At 37.5% G+C, this 23,336-nt stretch carries 20 protein-coding genes and 1 pseudogene; 15 read left to right on the forward strand and 6 right to left on the reverse strand.

Annotated features, from left to right (window positions below; translation table 11 throughout):
• Positions 1–21: 21 nt before the first annotated feature.
• Complete coding sequence (locus tag JF259_RS07690; protein ID WP_199114729.1) at positions 22–306, reverse strand: hypothetical protein; 285 nt, start codon at positions 304–306, stop codon at positions 22–24.
• Between the two features lie 107 nt (positions 307–413).
• Complete coding sequence (locus tag JF259_RS07695) at positions 414–695, reverse strand: hypothetical protein (RefSeq protein WP_199114730.1); 282 nt, start codon at positions 693–695, stop codon at positions 414–416.
• Positions 696–786: 91 nt separating this feature from the next.
• Here JF259_RS07695 and JF259_RS07700 point away from each other — a divergent pair, with 91 nt between their 5' ends.
• From JF259_RS07700 to JF259_RS07735, 8 genes are all read left to right on the forward strand, one after another.
• Positions 787–4,053, forward strand: coding sequence for a T9SS type B sorting domain-containing protein (locus JF259_RS07700; protein WP_233164155.1), 3,267 nt, complete (start codon positions 787–789; stop codon positions 4,051–4,053).
• Between the two features lie 201 nt (positions 4,054–4,254).
• Positions 4,255–7,038, forward strand: a complete 2,784-nt coding sequence (locus JF259_RS07705; protein ID WP_199114731.1) for a gliding motility-associated C-terminal domain-containing protein — start codon at positions 4,255–4,257, stop codon at positions 7,036–7,038.
• A gap of 10 nt (positions 7,039–7,048) precedes the next feature.
• Positions 7,049–7,966: a PorP/SprF family type IX secretion system membrane protein gene (locus JF259_RS07710; RefSeq protein WP_233164157.1), complete on the forward strand. Its 918-nt coding sequence runs from the start codon at positions 7,049–7,051 to the stop codon at positions 7,964–7,966.
• Position 7,967: 1 nt separating this feature from the next.
• Entirely contained in the window at positions 7,968–10,001 is a 2,034-nt protein-coding gene (locus tag JF259_RS07715) for an OmpA family protein (protein ID WP_199114732.1), read from the forward strand.
• A 241-nt stretch (positions 10,002–10,242) separates the two neighbouring features.
• Entirely contained in the window at positions 10,243–10,560 is a 318-nt protein-coding gene (locus tag JF259_RS07720; RefSeq protein WP_199114733.1) for a hypothetical protein, read from the forward strand.
• 920 nt (positions 10,561–11,480) lie between these two features.
• A complete protein-coding gene (locus tag JF259_RS07725) occupies positions 11,481–11,717 on the forward strand; it encodes a hypothetical protein (RefSeq protein ID WP_096193801.1) in 237 nt (78 codons plus the stop codon).
• 38 nt (positions 11,718–11,755) lie between these two features.
• The gene (locus JF259_RS07730) at positions 11,756–12,046 is read left to right on the forward strand and encodes a helix-turn-helix domain-containing protein (protein ID WP_096193802.1); all 291 of its coding nucleotides are present in this window, start codon (positions 11,756–11,758) and stop codon (positions 12,044–12,046) included.
• Between the two features lie 9 nt (positions 12,047–12,055).
• Positions 12,056–12,910, forward strand: coding sequence for a reverse transcriptase family protein (locus JF259_RS07735; RefSeq protein WP_199114734.1), 855 nt, complete (start codon positions 12,056–12,058; stop codon positions 12,908–12,910).
• Between the two features lie 261 nt (positions 12,911–13,171).
• On the opposite strand, the gene JF259_RS07740 is transcribed toward JF259_RS07735, so the two are convergent.
• Both JF259_RS07740 and JF259_RS07745 read right to left on the reverse strand, forming a co-directional pair.
• A complete protein-coding gene (locus JF259_RS07740; protein WP_199114735.1) occupies positions 13,172–14,308 on the reverse strand; it encodes an IS91 family transposase in 1,137 nt (378 codons plus the stop codon).
• A 2-nt stretch (positions 14,309–14,310) separates the two neighbouring features.
• A complete protein-coding gene (locus JF259_RS07745; protein WP_317192071.1) occupies positions 14,311–14,904 on the reverse strand; it encodes a tyrosine-type recombinase/integrase in 594 nt (197 codons plus the stop codon).
• A gap of 588 nt (positions 14,905–15,492) precedes the next feature.
• Here JF259_RS07745 and JF259_RS07750 point away from each other — a divergent pair.
• The gene (locus JF259_RS07750; protein WP_199114736.1) at positions 15,493–16,008 is read left to right on the forward strand and encodes a hypothetical protein; all 516 of its coding nucleotides are present in this window, start codon (positions 15,493–15,495) and stop codon (positions 16,006–16,008) included.
• Positions 16,009–16,505: 497 nt separating this feature from the next.
• Here the strand turns inward: JF259_RS07750 and ltrA are convergent, their stop codons facing one another.
• Positions 16,506–17,780, reverse strand: coding sequence for a group II intron reverse transcriptase/maturase (ltrA, locus tag JF259_RS07755; protein ID WP_199114737.1), 1,275 nt, complete (start codon positions 17,778–17,780; stop codon positions 16,506–16,508).
• A gap of 29 nt (positions 17,781–17,809) precedes the next feature.
• On the opposite strand from ltrA, the gene JF259_RS07760 reads away from it, so the two are divergent.
• The 4 genes from JF259_RS07760 to JF259_RS07775 all read left to right on the forward strand — a co-directional run bounded on the left by JF259_RS07760 (position 17,810) and on the right by JF259_RS07775 (position 20,888).
• Complete coding sequence (locus tag JF259_RS07760; RefSeq protein ID WP_199114738.1) at positions 17,810–17,977, forward strand: hypothetical protein; 168 nt, start codon at positions 17,810–17,812, stop codon at positions 17,975–17,977.
• A 572-nt stretch (positions 17,978–18,549) separates the two neighbouring features.
• Entirely contained in the window at positions 18,550–18,879 is a 330-nt protein-coding gene (locus JF259_RS07765; RefSeq protein WP_199114739.1) for a helix-turn-helix domain-containing protein, read from the forward strand.
• On the forward strand, positions 18,876–19,922 hold the full coding sequence (locus JF259_RS07770) for a DNA cytosine methyltransferase (RefSeq protein ID WP_199114740.1): 1,047 nt from the start codon (positions 18,876–18,878) through the stop codon (positions 19,920–19,922). The genes JF259_RS07765 and JF259_RS07770 overlap by 4 nt, the downstream gene beginning before the upstream one ends.
• Positions 19,923–19,928: 6 nt before the next feature.
• Positions 19,929–20,888 carry a HaeIII family restriction endonuclease gene (locus tag JF259_RS07775; protein WP_199114741.1) on the forward strand — a complete coding sequence of 320 codons (960 nt, stop codon included), beginning with the start codon at positions 19,929–19,931 and terminating at the stop codon, positions 20,886–20,888.
• A 68-nt stretch (positions 20,889–20,956) separates the two neighbouring features.
• Here JF259_RS07775 and JF259_RS17820 read toward each other — a convergent pair.
• Positions 20,957–21,190 (reverse strand): annotated as a pseudogene (locus JF259_RS17820) (transposase); the annotation flags it as partial.
• Positions 21,191–21,334: 144 nt separating this feature from the next.
• Here JF259_RS17820 and JF259_RS07780 point away from each other — a divergent pair.
• Both JF259_RS07780 and JF259_RS17800 read left to right on the forward strand, forming a co-directional pair.
• Positions 21,335–22,036, forward strand: coding sequence for a hypothetical protein (locus JF259_RS07780; RefSeq protein ID WP_199114742.1), 702 nt, complete (start codon positions 21,335–21,337; stop codon positions 22,034–22,036).
• An 812-nt stretch (positions 22,037–22,848) separates the two neighbouring features.
• Positions 22,849–23,004 carry a putative signal transducing protein gene (locus JF259_RS17800; protein ID WP_199114743.1) on the forward strand — a complete coding sequence of 52 codons (156 nt, stop codon included), beginning with the start codon at positions 22,849–22,851 and terminating at the stop codon, positions 23,002–23,004.
• Positions 23,005–23,336: the final 332 nt, after the last annotated feature.

A 23,336-nucleotide genomic window follows, 5' to 3' on the forward strand; every position in this document is an offset into this window, starting at 1 on the left:
AAATTGTTCCATTGAGGCGTATTAATAGTATGTTAATTCAAATTCAACATTATTACTGCGGCCCAGTGCTAACCCCAAGGAAAAGGGAATGTGCATGAGCAGTCCCTTCTTTTGCTTGTTTATATTGGGTAAATAGGTTTTGAAAGAACCCAAGGAGGTGCCAATCCCTATTTCAAAATAATGAGCAACCCAGGGGATGGGCGCGCATATACGCACTTTACCGCCAAGTAACAAGGCTTTGGAAGTTGCTTCGTATTCAGTTAAGAGACTGTTTAAAATTCGTTTTTGAAATTTGTTATAGGTCATTTTTTTGCCAATTAAGGCTTTAAAACCGGAGTTTAGCAGCGCTAAATGAGGATTTTCATAACGAAAAGTGGTGAAAAAAGGGGTATAACAAAACCAAAAGGTGGAATTTAAACAGTCTCTAAATCCCTATCGGTTAAATCTTTATCGGGAGATGTTGAAATAAACCCGGTATAAGGTCGTACTCCAAACCATTTGGTTAGGTTGATTACATACTCACCTTGTAGATAAAATCCAGAGCCTACAACATCGATGTCTTCATAGGGAGCGCTCATACCATATCCTATAGAAGCATTAATAAATTTACCCTTTGAAATTTGGGCATTACCAATAATTGAAAGTGAAAAAGTTAAAAGTAAAGCAGCAAAAAGGTTGCGAAATGTATAGGGCATATCTTTAATAATTTGGATGGCAATATCGTTAATTTTTGTATAAAACCAGAAAACAGATAATAAATAAAATGCTTTTTTTATTTTAGCCTATATGAAGAATATTCTTTCGGTTTTATTCGTGTTAAGCATAAGCATTTTACAGGCACAAATAACCTTAACCCATAACGTTGGAACAACGCCTATAGAGACTGATATGTATTCCTGTGAAAGAGATGAAGGTTGGTCACGGGTATTTAGATTATTAGATTTCGGAATTGCAGTAAACGAGCAATTTGTTATTAAGTCGGGACAGGTGGCCTTGAGTAGGTCTAATAGTGGGGCTTTTTTACAGTTTAATGTTTACAGTATTGATAGCAATTTTCCTGTTTTTTTTCATTCATTATATCCAAGAACGTTACTTGGGTCTCGTGGAATTGGCCAAGCACCTAGTATTAGTGGTGCCCCGGAAATTATACAGGTTGATTTTGAGGAGCCTATTATTGTTCCAGCTGGGGTTGAGAGGATTTTAGTTTCCGTCAAAAAGATTGAAGATTTTTATAACCCCGAGTCGGCTCAGGTTTTTATAGCAGGAACAGGAGAAGATACAGGGGTCTCATGGTATGAGGGGTGTGAGGATAACTATAGTTTGACGCCTACTATTGATTTAACTATTCCAGTGCCAGAGGCAAATTTTTATATCAATGTTACAGGAGAAGTGTTTAGCGTGCAAACTTCTGGTGCAACAACGAGGTTATCTCATAACCTTTGTGATGATATAATAGAAACAAATATACATTCCTGTACTTCATCATACATATATTGGGCAAGATCATTTACATTGGAAGAATTTGGAATATCAACAAATGAAGAGTATGAGATTACTTCAGGTCAAGTAGGGGTTAATAAAACGGGCTGGCTACCAGAAATTAGATTTAATATTTATAAAATAGACGACAATTTTCCCGCTTCTTTTTCCGAAACGGATTTGATAGGTAGTAGTCAATATCAGCAACTGTCACCTAATATAGACCGTACTTCCCAAATTATACAGGTTGACTTCGAAGCGCCAATAGTTATTCCAGCAGATGTTGAGCGAATTTTGGTAGAAGTGCATAAAGGAATAGTGTATGGAGATGGTGTTGCTTTTATTGCTGGTTCAGTTCATGATAATGGTGTATCATGGCAAAGAGGGTGTACAAATGTTGCTGGAGGAACTACTTTTGATTATAATGAGTATGTTTCTACAGCTGACTTTGGAAGACCCGATGCCAACTTTTATATAAACGTAACAGGAAACGTAAACCATGTTACCAATAACTTCGAGATGAACATTTCGAACATTTGTTCGGAGTTTTTAAAAGAGTTTAGTGTGGAACAAAAAGCAAATGTTGCTTCGGTAGTTTGGGATTTTGGTGATCCAAATTCAGGAGTAAACAATATATCTACAGATGTGTCGCCCTTTCACGATTTTTCTGCTGACGGTACTTATACCATTACGGCCACTGTAACGGGCAATGATGCAAGTGTTGAGGTGTTAACAGAAACCATTGATGTTAAAGAGCCGCCTACAGCTTACGGGATTGATAATGTGTATGCCTGTGAAGATGTAGAGGGCACTGGTTTTTCATCGTCTTTTGATGTTTCCGGTATTTATGATCAGGTGTTGGGAGGTCAAACAGGTAAGATCGTAAAGTTTGTAGATGGTGTAGGGAATGAGTATAACGTATTGCCCAGTCCATTTATAAATAGTATAAAAGACAGGGAGACTATTACGGTTAGGGTGAGTCATCAGGATAATCCTTGTTGCTATTCCGAAGCCACTTTCGATTTGATTGTAAACCCAATGCCCGATCTAGATGATTTAGACGACCAGTATGAGTGCGACGATAATTATGACGGGGTAACTCAGTTTAATCTGTTAAAGATAAAAAATGATATTCTGAACGGAGCTACTAATTTACAGGTAACGTTTTTTCATGAAAACGGTCAAAGTATACCAGATTCAAATCTGGAAACTGTCGAAAATAAGGAGGTAGATATAGAAGAATTAAAGATAGTTGTTACTAATACCGATACGGGGTGCTCGGTGGAAAAGACCTTTACCATAATTGTCAATTTTAAACCCAGAGCCTTTGAGTTGACTGATTTGTTAGGTTGTGATGATAATAACGATGGTATTTCGGAGTATTTTAATACCTCGAATATTGAGACTGAAGTAATGGGAAATCAATCGGGGATGGAGATAAGTTATTTTGATGTAAATGGCAATCCATTACCCAGTCCTTTACCAAATCCGTTTAAAAATACAGAGCCCTTTCAGCAGGAAATAACCGTTCGTGTAAAAAGTCCAGTTACAGAATGCTATGCGGAAACAACTTTGGTTTTAAAAACATCCGACAAACCACAGATCGATACGCCCCAGGATATCTATGCATGCGATGAAGGCGAAGGTTTTGCAGGTTTTGATCTGTTTGGCATCGAAAGTACGATCACTGGAGGTCAAAGTGATATGAATGTCTCTTATTATGATGATTTGGGTAATGATATTACCAATGAGATCTCGGCTAATTATCAGAATACGGAACCTTGGGCACAAACCATACATGTAAAGGTAGAAAATGCCTTAAGTCCTTTGTGTGTTTCTGAAACGCACTTTAACTTGATTGTTAACGCCTTGCCAGAGGTAAATATGGAAAGCGATTATTTTTTGTGCAACCTGGAACCTTCGTTATATCTGGCGGTAGAGAATAGTTTTGGAACTTATGAATGGGAATTTCAAGATGGAAGCATTGTTTCTAATAGTTTTGAGGCTACCTTGGTTGAAGCTGGTAATTATAGTTTAATTGTAGGGAGGACTGAAAATGCATTGTATTGTGAAGACATATTTCATTTTGAGTTGGTAAGATCGGTATTACCTAAAATTACTGAAGTGACCTATCAGGAGCTTTCCGATAATAATTTCATAACGATTATTGCAGATGGCGATGGTGATTTTGAATATTCTATAGACGGAATTAATTATCAGGATTCCAATACTTTTGAAGGTGTCTTGGGAGGTGTCTATACTGTATATGTTAAAGATAAACTGGGGTGTGGGGACGATTCTCAAAATGTAACCCTAATTGATTATCCAAAATTTTTTACGCCTAATGGAGATGGGGTAAACGATTACTGGCAAGTGCGTGGTATTACGGACTATCCAGATGCAGAAATCTATATTTATGACAGGTATGGTAAGCTATTAAAACATTTAAGTCCTCAAGTAAAAGGCTGGGATGGTACTTATGGAGGTGAAAATATGGCTAATTCAGATTATTGGTTCGTTGTAAACCTAAATGAAGGGCCTAAATTCACAGGGCATTTTTCATTAAAACGCTGATTAATATAGGGCTAGTGTTAACAGTAAAATGTTAATATTTTTTTGTTTTTTTTATACGATGGGCTAATTGTAATAATTATCTTGCGCTTACCTAAAAATAAATGATATTTTGAAATGCCCATTAACAAAAAGTTGCAAACCCAACCGATATGATAATTTAGGCATCGCATCTGATCACTTAAAAACAATAAATATTAACAGATGAAAACTATTAACCTTATAGTTTTCGCATGCTTTCTCTCACTTTTTGCGAAAATTCAAGCGCAATGTAATCAGGTTGAAACGATTACAGTATGCGATATGACCATTGTTGATGGCGATGGTAATGGCTCTCCGGATGGGATTATTAATTTGTACGATGAATACAACGTACTAACTGGAGGCTCTATTTCTTTGGCAACCGGAACCTGGTTCGATCCGGGTTATAATTTTGCTCTTGATGAGTCGACAGGTGATTTACATTTATGGGATCTTGATAATGCGTCAGAAACCTTGACAGATTACCAATTCGAGCTAGTCGATTCCAGTTCTGGTTGCCCAGGAGGCGTTTTAATAAGTCTTAATGTAGTTGTAGGGCCGTTTTCAGGCGTTGCTGTACCAACTATTAATAATAGTGATGTTAATATTGAGATTTGCGATTTTGGTATTGATCCGTGTGGGTCTTCTTCCAACTTTGATTTATTCCATGCGTTTTTATCGGCACCAACAGCCCACGCCAATGGAACCTGGCGTTACGAGGGTAGTAGTCCGAATTTTATAGAAATAAATGCGAATAGATACTTAAGGGTAGATATTCCTTATCAGCCAGGGTCTCCTTTAGTGGACGACGAAACTTTTGAATTGATTTATTCTGTGCCTGGTATAGCATCGTGCCCCTCAGTAGAAACCCGTGTAAAAGTATCGGTAATACGCGAGGTGTTTTCAGGAGCAGCAAATCATTATAATATTTGTGAAACAGAATTGTTGGCAGGTAATTATGATTCCGATTTAAACTTGAGGGATGATGCTTTTTTGGTAAACGAAGATATTGAGGGCATATGGTTAAGTAATATTGACCCAACCGGACAGATTACAGGCCCGGCAGACGATGTTGTAAACTTGAGAACCATTTATAACGATCTGTATCAATCCAATCAGCGGTTTGGCTGTAGCACTTATGAGTTTTCGTATTTTGTGGAAAGCCGTTCGGCAATATGTACAGATAAGACCAGTACTGTTAGTTTTACATTTTTTGAGTATTTAAGGCCGTTTCAACAAGATGGATCGGCACCAGAGTTTTGTGTTGACGCCCCAAGTACGCCAAGTGGACTTGATTTAAATAGCTTGTTAGAGTTTACAACCGAAAATGGTGTGTTGTATAGGTATCCGCCAAAAAGCATTTTTGGAACGCAGGTAACAAGCTGGCAGTTGGTTTCTGGACCCTCCGATCTTAATTTGGATGATTATTGGGGGACAATAAACCTGTCGAATATTACAAACGCGCATGCTGGCACTTATGTTTTTAGGTATACAGTATCTGCCGGATATCACTGTCCAACGTTTGATCCTAATTTTAGACAAGAAACCATCCACGCTGTACCTGATGGTTGTATTGCGAATTATAATAACAATCATCCATGTCAGTCAAGAATGGCCGAGGTAAGTATTGTAATCCACCCTAAAAATTATGCAGGAGAAGATACCTCGGGATTAACCTTTTGTGAAGACAATCCGATAATAGCTAGTCCTTTGGATTTATTTACCTTGCTTGATACAAATGGTGTGGACGACCCTATTTATCAAGGACCAATGGGGACATGGACCGATAATGCTACGGGAAATGTTATTGCAGATCCAACGGCTTTTACTTTACCAACAATTAATGATCAGCACCTATTTGATTTCACCTATACAACCACCACGGTTAATGGCTGTGAGGATACAGCTAATTTAACGTTTACAGTATACGAAGCCTATCAAGCAGGTGTGGGGACGACTATAGATGTTTGTAATACCAATGCCACTATCGATCTTTTTGATAGTTTAACTGGGGCTCCTAATACTACAGGAACGTGGATAGGGGCTAACGGTTATACAACAACCGACCACCATGCCACGTTCAATCCGGCCACGTCGGAAGCAGGAACTTATACTTATACGGTTCCCGACAATGTGTTGTGTACGGGAAATCAAACAACTGTAACGGTTGTGCTACATCAAAGTCCGGATGCAGGTAGTGATATGCAAGGTGCTGTATGTCGATCGGATTTACAAATAGATTTAACCAACTATTTAGATGCTACAGCCGATTCGGGAGGCGTTTTTGTCGATCTAGATGCTACCAATGTCCTTTCAGGAAATAGTCTCGATGTATCGCAGTTGACAGCAGGTACTTATCGTTTTGAATACCAAATACAAGGGCATGCGTCTTGTGATTTGGCCACAGCTATAATTGCCATAACCGTCGAAGAGGTTGCTATGCCAGTAACTGCCAATCAGACCTTCTGTACCAGTGATGGTGCAACGGTTGCAGACCTAGAGGCATCGGGTGCCCAAGATTATAATTGGTATGCAACGGTGGATGCTTTGGAGACTTTGCCTTTTGGGGAGGTATTGGTTGACGGTGAAGATTATTATGTGGCTGCTGTTGATAGTAATGGTTGTGAATCGCAACGCGTGTCAATGCTTGTAACGCTATTACCATTGGATCATGTAGATTGCGATGATTGTATTAAAGATGGTATTTCGGTTAACGGCGATAACCAAAATGATGCGTTCGATCTCTGTAACTTGCCTGTGGCATTTCCCAATTTTGAGATCAATATCTATAACCGCTATGGTAATATCGTTTATAAAGGTAATAAGAGTACAGAATACTTTAATGGTGTGTCGAATGTCTCTTTAACACTGGGTAAAGCATTGCCCTCGGGTGTATATTTTTATGTGTTTGATCCCAAGGATGGGAAGACATCACCGTTTCAAGGAAATTTTTATTTAAGCAGATAAGAGATATAGCATGACAATTAAAATTAGACTCATTATAGTGTTCGTTATTTGTGGAATATCTGCATACGCACAGCAAACACCACAGTACACCCAGTACATGTACAATATGAACATGGTGAATCCTGGGTATATGCTTAACGAACCCGGACTCGTACAAATAGGGAGCTTGTACCGCACCCAGTGGACGGGCATTAAGGGTGCGCCAAAAACGGCTAATGTTTTTGCCAACATACCCTTAAACGATAGGATAGAATTAAGTGTAAACTATCTTAACGATTTTATTGGGGATCCTGTTAATTTAAGTGAAAACTTGTTTAATATCGATGCAGCTTACAAAATAAGCCTCAATAATGATTTAAACGTGGCATTTGGGTTAAAAACCGGTTTTCAGCATATAAACTTTAGCACTCTTGGAAGTAATGTGGGTAACGATCCCTTATTTGAAAATACAAGTAAGACTGTTCTGAACATTGGAGCAGGGGTGTTTGTTTTTAAGGATCAGTATTATGTGGGGCTGTCATCTCCCAATTTAATTCCCGGTAACCTGGAAACTAACGACGATGTGTTCTATGCCAACAAACCGCATGTGTTTTTAATAGGGGGCTATGTGTTTAATGTGGGTAGCGACCTTAAATTAAAGCCGTCTACAGTGCTTAAATACGTAAACGGTACACCGCTGTCGTTCGATGTATCAGCTAATGCCCTATATCTGGATCGTTTTGAGTTGGGCGTGTCTTATAGGTATCAAGATGCGCTTTCGGGGTTGGCAGGGATTAACATTTCGCAAAATCTTAAAATAGGCTATGCCTACGATTTTAATACCAGTAAACTTAAAAGCTACAATAATGGTAGCCATGAGTTTGTATTACTTTATACGTTTGATGTATTGGGCTTAAGTAAAAAATATTCATCTCCAAGATTCTATTAATATGATAAAGAACATAACATTTATTATACTGACCTTGTTTGTTATGAAGGTGTCTTTCGGACAAGGGAAAACACGAGCTGATAGGTTTTTTGAAAAGGGGGATTATAGCAATGCGGCTAAGTACTACGAAGAAACCATAGCAAAAGAACGCCATAAAAGTGATGTAGAACGTATTGCTATTTGTTATTATAACACGTTTCAATACAAGAAAGCCGCCCGTTACTTAAAACTGCTGGTCAATGGTAGGTTTGGTGAAAAAGACAAAAGCTACGACAACATATATAATTTTAAATTGTATCAGGTATTATCGGCTTTAGGCGACTATGAAACGGGCTTGGATTATTTTAAGCGCTACAAAGAAAATATATCGGAAGTTCTAGATAAAAATGATGCTATTGATATTATAGAAACGTTTAAATTAAAGACACCCGATTATAAAGTAGAGAAAGTCCGGTTTAACTCCGAAGCATCCGATTTTGGAGCTGTAAAAGTGGGAGATAGTGTTTATTTTACGTCCGATAGGGATACCAAACAATTGTTTGGAAAAACGTATAAATGGACACACCAACCGTTTTTGGATATCTATGCGGTTAAGGTAGATGCCAAAATGGATACGGTTGGGGCTGTAAACGTTTTGCCTAAATCCATCAATTCTAAACTGCACGAAGGTAATTTTTGTTTTAGTAAGGATGGTAATACCCTGTATATTTCTAGAAGTAATTATACCAATGGGAAAAAGGAATTTAACGTGCAATCCAATAACAATATCCATTTGTATAAAACAACCAGAGTTAATGGTAAATGGGGGGCTTTGGAAAAGTTGCCGTTTAATGTAAATGGCTTTTCCTATCAGCATCCAGCTTTAAGTCCAGATGGGAAGCGGCTTTATTTTTCATCCGATATGGAAGGTGGTTTTGGGAGTTTCGATCTGTATTATGTCAATATTAATGTGGATGATACTTATGGCGACCCGGTTAATTTGGGGGAGGCTATCAATACGTCCAATCGTGAACACTTTCCCTTTATATCCCAACAAGGGCATTTGTTTTTTGCATCTAACGGTCATCTAGGCTTGGGGATGTTGGATAATTTTGTCTCCGAATGGGTAGATAACACGTTTTCAGAACCAGTAAACTTGGGAGTGCCTGTCAATTCACCGTACGATGATTTTAACCTGAATTATTACAGTGAGACGCAAGGCTTTTTTAGTTCTAATAGAAAACGGGCCAATGACGATATCTACAGCTTTACGCAAAATGGGGAAATCTTTTTAAGGGAGTATATCAACACCTTTGAGGTTCGGGATTTTGAAACCAAAGCTTACGTTCCGAATGCACAGGTAAGATTTTTAGATAGAAGGGATAGTGTTTTATATACTAACACCCTAGATTCTATTGCTGCTTTTAATATGAATTTGTTGGCAGGTAATTATCAGCTTAAAGCAAAGGCCGAAAATTATTTTCCGGGGAATTTACAGGTAGCGGTTTTAGAAGAACAAGACCAAAAACATGTACTGTACTTAAAGAAAGTGCCACCGCCACCACCAGTGGAAGTAGATCCTGTAGAAGCCGTTATTGCAGAAAAGAAGATTGATAAAAAATTAGAAAAGGAAGATCCCAAGCGTTTTGAAATGTTAACGGATGTGGAGGGACCACCGATTGTTGAAAAAGAAGGTAAGTTATTCTTTGAGTTGGAACCTATTTATTTTGATTTTGATATGTGGAACATTCGAGCCGATTCTAAGAAAGTGCTTGATGCCCTAGCAGCTAAGTTAGAGCGTTATCCTAATATCCACTTAAAGATTAGCGCACATACCGATAGTCGCGGTACGGTACGTTATAACCAGATCCTGTCTGAGCGTCGTGCCGAAGCCACGCGCAACTATCTGGCTTTAGAGGGGTATGTTAATGCCCGACGTATGAAGTTTCAGGGATATGGTGAGCTACAGCCTATTGTACCATGTCCTATGTTAGACTGTACTGACGAGGAGCACCAGCTAAACCGCAGGAGTGAGTTTGAGATCATAGCATATTAGGTTTAAAGTAGGATTACCATACCTTTAATATGAAGTAAAGGTGAAGGAGATATGAAGGAAAGGTGAAGGAGTAGCTTTTTTTGACCCGTCCTAAAATAACTATATAAGACAAGACAGTTATTTAAATCACGATAATATATTACATATTTGTAGGGTTTTGTATAAACTTTTATCATGCAAGTTATAATGAGGAACAAAAGTTCCTCTTATCCGGAAAATGAAGATGATAAACAGGATAATAATGCCACATATAACGAGTTACCTTGCATTAAGACTTATCATGGGAAAAATAGAGCATATAATTTTTATTGACAATAAATTAGAGCTTGAATTAGAGTCGGCTGGCTTATACGATACACTTTCTCCTTACAGATGGGTAGCTAATTCTTTTTTTAATTTTAATCAAAGAATTAAAAACGGTAGTTCTATTCGAATAATTAGTTATGGTAAGGAATATGAAATTAAAACCGAGCAAGAATTTAGGGATTGGATAAAAAAGAAATTCAATTCTGTCAGTAACGGTGGATTTCAAGAATATTTGAACAAAAAAATCGATTAGTTATATCCAATTAAACCAAACAGAATATAAAATGTTAGAAAAAGCTAGAAAATTACCAATACTGACAAAAATTATTTTGACAATAATACTCTCCTTGATTTGGATTTTCATTGCATCAAGTTTTGACTTAGATATAAAATCGAATTGGATATTATCTGTCTTTGTGATTGCTGGAATATCAAGTATCTTCTTCCCTTTCAGTACGAAAAATAAATCGGCTGACAAATAAAAGATTGTGTTCTCAATTTGACTGACCAAAAATTCCGAATGAAAAATTATATAGAAGTTGATGAAAAAATAACGCAAGGTAACAAAGTATAAAAATAATGCTAAATTAGGTGCTTAATCAAAGGTTAGTGCACTTTTGGTCACTCTGATTTTCCTGCGGAAAATCCTCGGACACAAAACCGCACTATTCTTATACGTAAACGTTAGGGTGCATTTTAAAAAACCTCTCGCTTGACCTTCAAAATCCTAATAAAACAGACTGATTTTATTCCTCACAGAAAATAAATTAAACTTATTTAGCTTTTTTATTGCTCACAGAAATAATTTGTGTATATTTGCATTGTAGTTCTTTGAAATGTTTGTGTAGTGAACCCAAGAGTTTTTTATTAAACTATTGAAGAGGGATTTTCCCTCCACCCATAATGGGTATTTGTAACGGCAACAAGAGACCTAATGACCGAACGGACGTACAACTAAAAGAAGTACAGAAGCAGACTGATTTGGATTGATTCAACCCCTTGCAAAATTGCTTAAAGAGGAAACTAATTATTATTAGAGGTTTTTTTATTTAAGCAGGAACTTGAGAAGTGTTTAGGACTGTATCCTATATGGGTTCACGCAGCTAATTAAGCAGGTAGCATAGTGCTCCCCTAGTTTATTTTAAACTAGTTAATTAAATTATACGATATAGTATGAAACACAAACACAGAGTTGACCAACTCCAGAACGGAGTGAGGTCACTACTCGCAAAGAGCGGGTACGCGTTCTCGGAAGAGGATAAAGCTTTACTAGAAGCAATTTTAGTAGAGTTGGAAGAGATGTCAAACAACGAAAAGGACAACAGTCCGGACCAGATTTTGAAGGTTCTCTCCTTACTTTTAAGATTTCTGAAATTCTTCGGGATTGATGATATCACAGGTTTATTCTAATTCCACACTTCTCATTTTTTTTAAAATCAAATATTGATATGAATATAGGTAATGCCATAAAAGATTTAAGACAGCAAAAAGGTTTCAAACAAACTGATTTTGCTGTCGAATGTGGTTTGTCACAATCTTACCTTTCTTCAATTGAGAAAGGCAGAAAAGAACCGACCTTAAGTATTCTAAAGCAAATCGCTACTGCTCTTTCTATACCAATGCCAGTATTAGTCTTCTTTTCACTTGACCAAGAAGATATAGCCGAATCCAAGCAAGAGGCGTTTAAAATGTTAGAACCTTCAATCAAAGGTCTAATAAGTGATGTTTTCATTTCATAATTTTTTGAAATGAAGAAAAGAGTAAAAGATTTAGCTTATACCTTAAAAATAGATAAAGGATTACTTTTAAAACTATCTTCCTCTCTTGATTCAAACGAAAGTAGTTTTTACAAAAATTGGGATGAACCTAAAACTGACGAAAAAGGACAGCCAAGGTTTGAAAATGGCAAACCATTAACAAGACCAATAAACGCCCCCATCAACAAATTGAAATTTGTTCAATCTAGATTATTGAACAATGTCTTGTATAAATTAAAACTACCTGAATATTTTTTTGGAGGCTTAAAGAAAAAAGATGCCGTTTTAAACGCACGATATCATCAAGGAAACAAGTATTTTTTCCTTACCGATTTAAAAGATTTTTACCCATCCGTTCATTTTTCTAGTGTCGAAACAGCCTTGAGAAAAGAAGGCTTTTATCCAGATGTAGCAAAGTTAATAACTCGTATTTCTACTAAAGAAGGAGCTATTCCCCAAGGATGTCCAACTTCTTCATTTTTAGCCTCATTAGTTGTTTTTCACAGTTGTGGTGACCTATTTGAAAAATATAAGAATGACGGACTGAAAGTTTCTGTTTATGTAGATGATATAACAATTTCAAGTCCGATTGATTTCAAAGAAAGGACACCTCAAATATTAGAGGAACTGCGAAATCGTGGTTTGAAAATAAATTTTAAAAAGACTCATTATTGTACCCATAATCCGATAGTTACGGGAATTCAAGTTAAAAATAACGGAATTAGTCCATTGCCTCACACATTTGAAAGGTCAGTTGATTTGACTAGAAGTGTAGCTTCTAGAAATGGACATATTGAACGAATAAAATATGTAAAAAGAATAGCGGACAAAAAAAACGCACCCTAATAACTAAGTGTTCATGTGGTCTGTAAGACCAAACAAGAACACCGTGTTGACTGAACCGGTTTTGGTCGGTTAGCCTACTATGGGGATTGCCTTGTTTTTTGTGAAGGCTTCTTCGGGACTCTCTGGCCACATGGTGTTTTGCCCTGCATATAAAATAACAAGCATTAAGCTAAATACGATCTCGCCTTTCCGGCCTGTTGCATTTGCTGGGCTTTTCCCTGCCTTTATTTACATTTTGACCAATAGCTGCCTGTTACGTGCTTAGCAACGTTGCTTTTTTGGGGGCATATTTAGTTTTTCCAACCAATAGTTTGGTGGCCCCCGAGCCGTAAAAGTCGTGACCGTCATTAAGTTCCCTATGTTGCATATTGGACATTTACGGTGTCGTAAAGGCTCTTTTTTTTTAAAAGTTACCGGGGGCAGCATTCTTTGTATTTCTTTGAGGCCTATCCTTTTGTGGTATGAGCTTAGCATCCCATAATGGCGTATCCGAACAAACCCCTTGGGCAACACGTGCAATGCAAACCGTCTGATGAACTCGGCATCTGATAAGCGCATAGTTCTACGTTTTCCTCCATGACGGTAATCTTTAATAGAAAAGGTAACCTGCCCATGGTCTATTGCCCGTATACGATGATTACTAATGGCTATTTTATGGGTGTAACGCCCTAAGTATTCTATCACCTGCTGCGGCCCTAAAAAGGGGCGCTTACAGTACACCACCCAATGCTTTTTAAATAAGCTATCGTAAAAACCTGATGCGACCTTAACATTTGGTTCTTTTCGTAATTGCACCACAAAGCGCGCCCTGAACACCTTGCTCATGGCTTTTACCGGGAACAGGTACTTCCCTTTATGCTTTACGGGTTTCCATCGCCCAGAAGGAGTTAGCCCGCCCCCGGGAACGATACAATGTAGATGTGGATGCAACGATAAATTTTGACCCCAGGTATGCAGTACAGCAATCATGCCCGGTCGGGCCCCCAGAAATTTTGGATTGTTCCCAAAGCCATAAATAACCTGCCAGGCGACTTTAAAGAGCATGCTATAAAGTGTTTTTGGCCTGTAAAGGCACAAGCGGTTGAGCTCTTGTGGCAGGGTAAACACCACATGAAAATAAGGTACCGGTAGCAGTTCGGCCTCACGGGCCCGTACCCATTGTTCTTTCTGGTGCCCCTGGCACTTGGGACAATGACGGTTTCGGCAACTGTTGTAGCTCAGGTGCAAGGTTTGGCACTTCGGGTTGTTACAGCGGTCTATATGGCCGCCCATGGCCAGGGTCCTGCACTTTCGTATGGCATGTAAGGTCCTTAACTGCCAACCGGTATTGCAATATTCTGATAATTGCCCCTGATTCCTCTCTAACACCTGAGCTACCTCGTAGGTAGCGCGATGCACAACTACTCCGTATATAGCCGGTCCAGCGGACTAAAGGGCCTTTGCCTACCCAATTGTGCCACATGAAGGTAGACAAGCGTGGTCTGGATATCAGCGTGCCCCAAAAGTTCTTTGATACTGATAATATCTAATCCCATCTCCAGTAAATGAGTGGCATAACTATGCCGAAAACTGTGTGTGGTAACCTGTTTTTTGATCCCGCTATGCTTTCGGGCCTCCCGGATGACCCACTGTATCCCCCGGGTGGACAGGGGCACTGCTTTTCCTTCCGCATGATTGCCATTAAAACACCAAATGTTAGGATGTTCTGCGGCCATATACTTTTTAAGGCCACGGATCTGCATGGCCGACAATGGAACGTAACGGTCCTTATGGCCTTTTCCCTGGCGGACATGGAGCATCTTGCGATCGAAATCCAAATCCTTCAATTGAAGGTTACGGAGTTCAAAACAGCGCAATCCACATCCATATAACATGGCAAGTACCAAACGGTGCTTTAATAACTTTGGCGTTTTAAGGAGTAACCTGACCTCTCGGCGGCTTAGCACCACAGGCAGTTTGTTTGGGCGTTTAATCGATGGGAGCACCACCCGCATCTCACTAAGTCCATAGACGCGATAGAGGTACCTTAGCCCATAAACCGTATGCTTAAAGAAACTGTCTGAGGGGGTCTTGGACCGGGACTTTAAAACGTGCAGGTAGTCCAATACCTGTTCTTCGTCCAGAACCAGTGGACTACAATTAAAATGTAACGTAATGTGTGCCAGGCAACGGGCATAATTGGTAAGGGTGCTTTGGCTTTTTCCTGAAAGTTCGACAGAGCGCCTTAACTTTCGGTACAATTCTTTAAACCCAGGAACAGAATTGCACGCCTTTTCAATCAGAGTAAGACTTTTTTTTCATAATTTTAAGCTTAAGATATTTACGAATACTTAAAGGTAGCCAAAAGTGAGAGTATTTCACCCGAAAGCTACCTTTAGGTTTAGTTCAACACGGTATATAGCAAATAGGGCGTTCTGAGGTTCACGAAAGTCTAGTGCTATTAACCAACAACGCCAAAACAAAGTTTTGACGTTTAACAAAAGAAAATTAAAAGCAAAACACAATGATTTGGCTCAGTGCAAACACGAAAGTTTACCGCTTTCTACTGCCCTACTTGCCATATACTAAACGTTGTACACCATTTGAGAAAAGCATTTGTAATCATATTAACCTTTATCGGATTTTTGTCATTTGGACAAGAAACGGAACTGAATTCGATTGAAAAAAGCGAGTTGGACAGTATTTATGTCAGAGCGTTAAATAATAGGTTTGACCTTTTACTTTCGAGCGGTTGGAAATATATTGAACTCAATGAAAATGGACAACGGATTTCCAAACTGAACGTATCTGACCGATATAAATTTTTGACCAATGAGGAACTAATTAATTTGTCAATTAAAGAAAAAAAGACAATTCGGGTTTTGCGTCTGACTCACAAAATAATTGGAATTGACACAGTTGACGTGAATTTTGGAATTGTAAATGTTACTGGAAAGCGGAAAATACATTTCAACAATGGTCTGAAATTTAAAAAGGCAGATTTTGCATTAGATTGTGGCGGAACAAATGGCTATTTTCCTGATATGAGATTTGTGTTTGACCGAAAAAAAAATAATTGGGAATTAATCGATGGAAAGTATAAAATACCAGCTAAATAATATATGAGATATGTTATCAAAATTTGGTTATTTACAATAATCGTTTCGCCTCTTTTATTAGCATTAATATTAGGTGCTATTATAAATGATTCGAGTTTTAAGAGTATATTAAATTCTTACGAAATAATATTTGTAATGATTATTGTCGGCTTTCTTTCGTCAATTCCTGCAATGGTAATATTTTGGTTAATTAAAAGGTTTTTGAAAAATAAATACTCAACCCTAACCGCGAAGATTATATTATCAATTTATGGCTTTCTATCGGTTTGGATTACATTTTTCATCGTAGATAGCGGATTTATTACAAGATGGTCTGAACAAACAATTTGGGTTTTGATATATTCGCTAACAATAGTGATAGGAGTTTGGATTTTTAAAAACAATAATAAAGAAATAACTGAATAAAAAACGGTGTACAATCGAGTAGGCGGCCGTGAACGATAAGTCCACGGTGCACCTCTCACACCACCGTACGTACGGGTCGCGTATACGGCGGTTCAAAAATGATATTGACCTTTGTAGTATGTTAGCATACTTAGGTAGCCTCTTTTATGAAGTTTTGATTGCGTTATCGTGGTTCGCAAAATAGGACTTTGAGCTACTGCCCATCCTCCCATATTTGTTCTACTCCATGCATAGGCTTGCCCTTGGGGCACGCCCAACCGAATTAGGTTTTTCCGCTTTCGTTCGAGCTTCTTCCAGTCATGCCAAATGCAGTACCGTATGCGATTTCGCAACCATTCGTCCAACTTTTTGAGTTTCCCTTGTATGGAAGCTGGTTTAAAATAATTAACCCAGCCCCGTATTAGTAGATTTAGTTTACCTATGCGCTCATCAAAGCTCATGGGCAGCGTTTTCTTGGTCAAGTATTTCAGCGAACGCTTAAAACTTTCCCATTTGTCCTTAGCTACCACGGCTTGATATTTCCCTTTTTCGTTTTTCTTGTAGGTCGGCACAAATCCAAAGCCTAACATTGTAAACGATTGGGGGCGACACACCTTACTTTTGCTGCGGTTGATCGGTAATTTTAATTCGTCCCGTAGGTATTTGTAAACACTATTCCCTACTCGTTTTGCACTTGCCCTGCTCTTAACGTAGATGCTAAAATCATCTGCATAACGTACATAACGCAGTCCTCGTTGCTCTAAGACCTTATCCAACTCGTTGAGCAGGATGTTGGACAGCAATGGACTTAACGGTGAGCCCTGTGGCACACCTTTCTTGCGCTTATGTAGCTTTCCGTTAATTTGGATGGGCGCTCGCAAGAATTGACGGATTAATTTTAGCAAGTAAACACACTTTACCTGTTTGTATATCAGTTCCAAAAGGATATAGTGTTCCACATTATCGAAAAACGACTCTAGGTCAATATCGACAATATACTGATAGCCTTGGTTGATATATTCGAGGGATTGACGCAAGGCTTGGTGTGCATTGCGTTTAGGTCGAAAACCATAACTGTGATTTTGGAAATCTTGCTCGAATATGGGCTGCAATACTTGTTGTATCGCTTGCTGAAAGACCCTATCGACAACCGTAGGAACCCCCAAAAGGCGCACCTTTCCGTTGGCTTTAGGAATTTCAATACCCAGTATTGGCGATGGCTGGTAATTTCCTTCTCGAATACCCTTGAGGTATGCCCGTTGGTGCAACTTTAAGTGTGGCAGTAAATCTTTTACGGATTTACCATCAACTCCTGATGCACCCTTATTGGCATATACCCGTCGGTACGCTAGTTGTAGGTTTTCTTTCTCTAATACGCTTTCTATCATACTAACTTGTTAACTGTTCCGCTTGTACCATGGCTACAAGTGCCCAGACCCCTGTCCGTAACGACACCTTGCTCCGTAGTCCATTAAGAACCATTTTTGTTTGGTCCTTCGTACTATTCCAGCTTCCTAGTACTACTATGACCGCTGCTGACTTCTCCCATAGACCAACCCGTGGTTTGGGAGACCTCCCCAGGTAAGAGCATCCTCTTTCTTTCGATCCCTGCCATATCTACTATTTCGGCGCTTATCCCTTAAAGATATTTAGGACTTCACAGTTATGTGCCTGCTCATCCGACCTCATAGCCTCGGTATATGGTTCGTGTTCCTCAGTACCGAAATTTGCAGTCTCGCTTCCTTCAGTCCCAGCTTCACAACTAGCGACCTTGCGACTTGCTAATGGTTCAAGGCGTTACCCCTGCCCATAAGGGACTTGCACCCTCTAGAAAAATTCGTACATTAGCACGAATGGATGCCCATGCTGGGCACACACAATGTATAAAAATAATAGCTATTTAATCGCTAAAACGATAGAAAGTAAATTTAATAAAGGTCTGTGTTTAACTGAAAAGTTAGTGTGTGTAAATCCGCTACTATTCTTATACTAGACCGTTAGCCACAAGCTGAAAAAAAAATCAGCCGCACATTTTGCACATTTGGTTTTTGCCGACAAAAAAGCCAAACCTCAAAACGAAAAGAGCTGAAATTTTTCCAATGCACAACTTGAATATTGATAAAATTATTTTAGATTTGTCAAAAAATGACAAGTCTTATGAAAACCACATTTGGCGAATACATCCGACTTTTAAGAACCAAAAAGGAACTAACATTAACTCAACTCGCGGCTAAACTGAATTTGGACTCTGCAAATTTGAGCAAAATAGAAAATGGAATACGAGACTTTGACGAAAAAAGACTTCCGAAATTGGCGAAAATATTTGGACTCAATTTAAAAGAGTTACGAAACGAATATATTACAGACCAGCTCGGTAAAAAAATTTACGAAACAAATTGCACAAAGCAACTTTTGAAAGTAGCCGAAGAAAAAGCAGAATATCGTAGAAACCTAAATAAAAACCTTCAAACAGAAAAAGCAGTATGAAAATAGTATCATTTTTTGCAGGAGCAGGCGGACTTGACCTTGGATTTCAAAAAGCAGGTTTTGATGTGATTTGGGCTAATGAGTATGATAAAGAAATTTGGGAAACCTATGAGAAAAACCACCCAAGCACAACTTTAGACAGAAGAAGCATTGTAGATGTTCCAGCTGACGAAGTGCCAGAATGTGATGGAATTATCGGAGGTCCACCTTGCCAAAGTTGGAGTGAAGCGGGTTCATTACGTGGAATTAATGATAAACGTGGGCAGTTATTTTTCGACTTTATTAGAATTTTGGAAGCTAAACAACCTAAATTTTTCCTTGCAGAAAATGTAAGTGGAATGCTTTTAGACAGGCATAGTGAGGCTTTAAAAAACATTAAAGAACTGTTTAAAAATGCAGGAATTGGGTATGAGCTGTCATTTAAATTGCTCAATGCATCTGACTTTGATGTCCCTCAAGACAGAAAAAGAGTGTTTTTTGTGGGTATAAGAAAAGATCTTGGATTTAAGTTTCAATTTCCAAAACCTTTAAAAGAAAAAATTACGCTTAAACAAACAATATCAGATTTAAAAGATAGTGTTATCCCTGCTAAAGAAGGTAATAAAACCAACAAAAAAAAATGTGAAATTTCCAATCATGAATATATGATTGGTGGTTTTTCTTCTATGTTTATGTCAAGAAACCGTGTAAGAAATTGGGATGAACAATCATTTACAATTCAAGCAGGTGGAAGACACGCACCATTGCATCCGCAAGCACCTAAAATGAAATTTATTGAGCAAAATGTTCGTGAATTTGTCAAAGGAAAAGAGCATTTATATAGACGTTTAAGTGTAAGAGAGTGTGCAAGAATACAGACATTTCCAGACAATTTTGAATTTCATTACGATAATATTTCAGCGGGTTATAAAATGATTGGAAATGCGGTTCCAGTAAATCTTGCAAAACATATGGCGTTGAGCATTAAATCTCAAATTGAAAATGTAAAAAAACCAACCATAAAAACAAAAAAAGAACTTTTAGAATTAGAAAACACATTATAGCAAAGTATGGCAAGTCAGACTATTAATGGGAAAGCGTTTGAGTATGCTTTACTTTTAGAATTTCATGAACGCTTAAAGAATATAACGAGCGTATCAATAACCAAAAATGAACCTTATCAAAACGCTAAAGGTTGTTTTGACATTTTTGTTGAAGATGAACAAGATACTTTTAGAATCACGGCAAGTGCAGCAATTAACTTTCTAATTGATATTGAACCACGATTGTCAAACGACATCAATGAAAATGACATCTTGGTTTTGGAAATCGTTAGCGACCAAGCTGGACAAACAGGAGATGTTCGTGATGTTTTAATGATTCGCTCACTTCAAAAATGGGAGATTGGAATTTCTGCAAAAAATAATCACAGAGCCGTAAAGCATTCAAGATTATCATTAAATATTGACTTTGGAGAAAAGTGGTTGGATGTTCCTTGCTCACAAAATTATTTCAATGAAATCAAGCCAATTTTTGATATGTTGACCGATTTAAAAGCAAAAGATAAATCTACGAAATGGACTTCGATAGAAAATATGCACGAAGTAGTTTATGTTCCCATTTTAAATGCTTTTCGCAAAGAGCTTTTAAGACTTGATAAGGAAAACCCAAATATTGTTGCCGAAAATTTAGTTCAGTATTTAATTGGTAATGAAGACTTTTATAAAGTAATCAAAGGCAAGAAAAAAGTTGAAATACAGGCATACAATCTTAACGGTTCGCTGAATTTACCTTTCGAATCCATAAAACCTAAAGCTAAAATTCCAAAACTGAAACTTCCAACAAGACTAATTGAAATTGTTTACCAAGATAATTCAACTACAACATTATTGGTTTCATTAAACGAAGGTTGGCAAATATCTTTTAGGATTCATAATGCGAGTTCGAGGGTTGAGGCATCGTTGAAATTTGATATTAATCTAGTGAGTGCACCTCACACATTATTTACAAATCATATATTTATAGCATAATGCCAACCTTAAAGTCATATACATTTGCAATTCGCACAAGCCAACGCACAAGCCAAAAATTCGCAAAAGAGCTTGCGGTCGCTAATTATGTTTTCTAAATACCCTACCAGACACAGTTTAAAGAACACGACGGGATCGATACTCTTTTGGACATTGCTGTCATAAAAACCCTTGGTCTCTTCATATAGAAAATCTAAGTTTAAAACACCTTTCAACCGACGATAGAAATTGTGCTCCGGTACACGGGCACTCAACTGGAACTGATTGAACAACTTCTCCTGATAATTCTTTTTGCCTTGCATCCTTAAAAATAAGAAGTTTCGTGCAATAATTGAAATTTTAAACTATATTTGAGGGGTTGTGCAACAGGCACAAGGTGTATAGTACATGCCCTGCGGAACACGCACCATACACTAAACGTTACAAACAATTAAACAAAATAAAAAATGAGAAAAATAAAACAACTATTAGTATTATTAATTTTAACAAGCATTGGATTAGGTTGCAACAGTGATGATTCTGAATCTAGCCAAAATATGATGAATATAGATAGTTCTGAATATCTATACTTTATTTCTGGAAAAATTAATGGAGAAAGTTTTCTATATGGGCAACGCTTTGATGACACTTCACTCAATTATCAAATTGTATCAAGCATACCTTTAGAGAGTGCAACTTGCGCATATAGTCTTGATCAAGGATTAGATTATAAAATTAGTTATGGCTCCTCACTATATCCAAATTTTGACAATGAAGATTCTCAACCACAAATTGGAATTAATCTCATAAGATTCTACAGATGTTCTGACTCGCAAAGTTCTACTGAGGTTTTTAATGATATGTTCTCTGTTGGTAATTATGAATATTCTATAAATGATGATAGCTCAGGAATAATGAGACAAATAGGAATAGATTATTCGCCTATTGCTAGTGGTGATGAATATTATGAATCGTATGGAACAATTGAATCAAGTAATTCATTTATTATTACAGATTCTCAAGAAAACAATAGTTATCTATTGGGAAATCTAGTTTCTCAAAGTCAACTAATTGAGGGTGAATTTTCAGTAAAATTATATAATGTGAATGACAGTTCTGATTTTGTAGAAATTACAGATGGAAAGTTTAAAATTATAATATCAAAATAACTGTTTGTAACTATGGTAGCCGTTGCACAAGCCCTTGATGTTCTAAAAATAAGATATAAATAAGCTACTAATAATGGGATAGGCTACAGGAAGTGCTATTTGTAAAAAAGAATATGACTTTCATTTGAGCGGACCGACAAGCTTATCAAGAATACAATTCGATTCAACTAAACCGTTTGGAGTTTTAAGAAGTGGAATGGGGTGTGGAAAATTATGTGGAAGTGGTATTAGAGTTTTTATAAGAAAGGAAAACGACAAATGGATAATTGACAAAATTAGCGTGATTGAAATATCTTAAAAAAATACTAAGCACAATAACTAAGTGTTCGTCTGGTCGGTACGGCCACACATGGATGCTGTGTTGACTGAGTCGGGTTTGGTCGGTTTGTCTACTATGGGAAGGTTACAGTTGGCACGACAAAGGCAATGTAATGTTTTACTTTTTTCCATCGCCGAAAAAAGTAAACAAAAAAGTCTAGGCTTACGATAAAAATCTAATAAAATACTACGGTATCCCCACCCACGGATGAAAATGCCTCCCCCTCATTACTTCGGGGTCAATCAAGATTTTCATCCTTATGTCCGCCCTGCTACCTTGATTTTTAAGATTTTTACCAGTAGGCCACTGCACTTAGCAAGTTATTAGAAATGCTGAACCAAAGAGAGTTATATTTGAAAGAAAATAAGGGCAATAAAGTGTGTTTGCTAAGTGTTTGTCAACCATTAGAGCATATATCTAATAAAAAGAAATCATAAACAAAGACAATATGAGTTTAGTTACGATATAAAGTTCTCGCATAGAATCGGAGCTTTTGGCTCTAAAGGGCCGGTTAGAAGCAGAGGGTATAACATGCTATTTGAAAAATGAATTCACAACGCAATTAATGAACTACTTGCCAACGTTTGAAGTAGAGTTGCAAGTGTACGAATCAGATTTAGATTGTGTTAAAGAAGTAATGAGGTTTTAAGTCCAAAACTTTATTGTACGATTATTCTTTGTTGATCTTGACTTTTTAATCTATTTTTAAACTTTCATTGGTAGTTTTGAGACAGATTGTTATTTTACCATTTAAATTCCTTTAAACGGCGATAGAAATTTTGTTCTGTGACACGGGCACTTAGCTGGAACTGGTTGAACAGTTTCTCCTGGTATTGTTTTTTGCCCTGCATTCTTAAAAATAAGAAGTTTCGTGCAAAAATTAAAATTTTAAGCTATATTTGAAAAGTTGTGCAACAGGAACAACCGTTGTGCTTAATATCTCTCAAAGGAGATCCATTCTACAATTTTGCCATTTGCCTG

This window comes from Snuella sedimenti, from assembly GCF_016428595.1.
GTDB classification, from domain to species: Bacteria; Bacteroidota; Bacteroidia; order Flavobacteriales; family Flavobacteriaceae; genus Snuella; species Snuella sedimenti.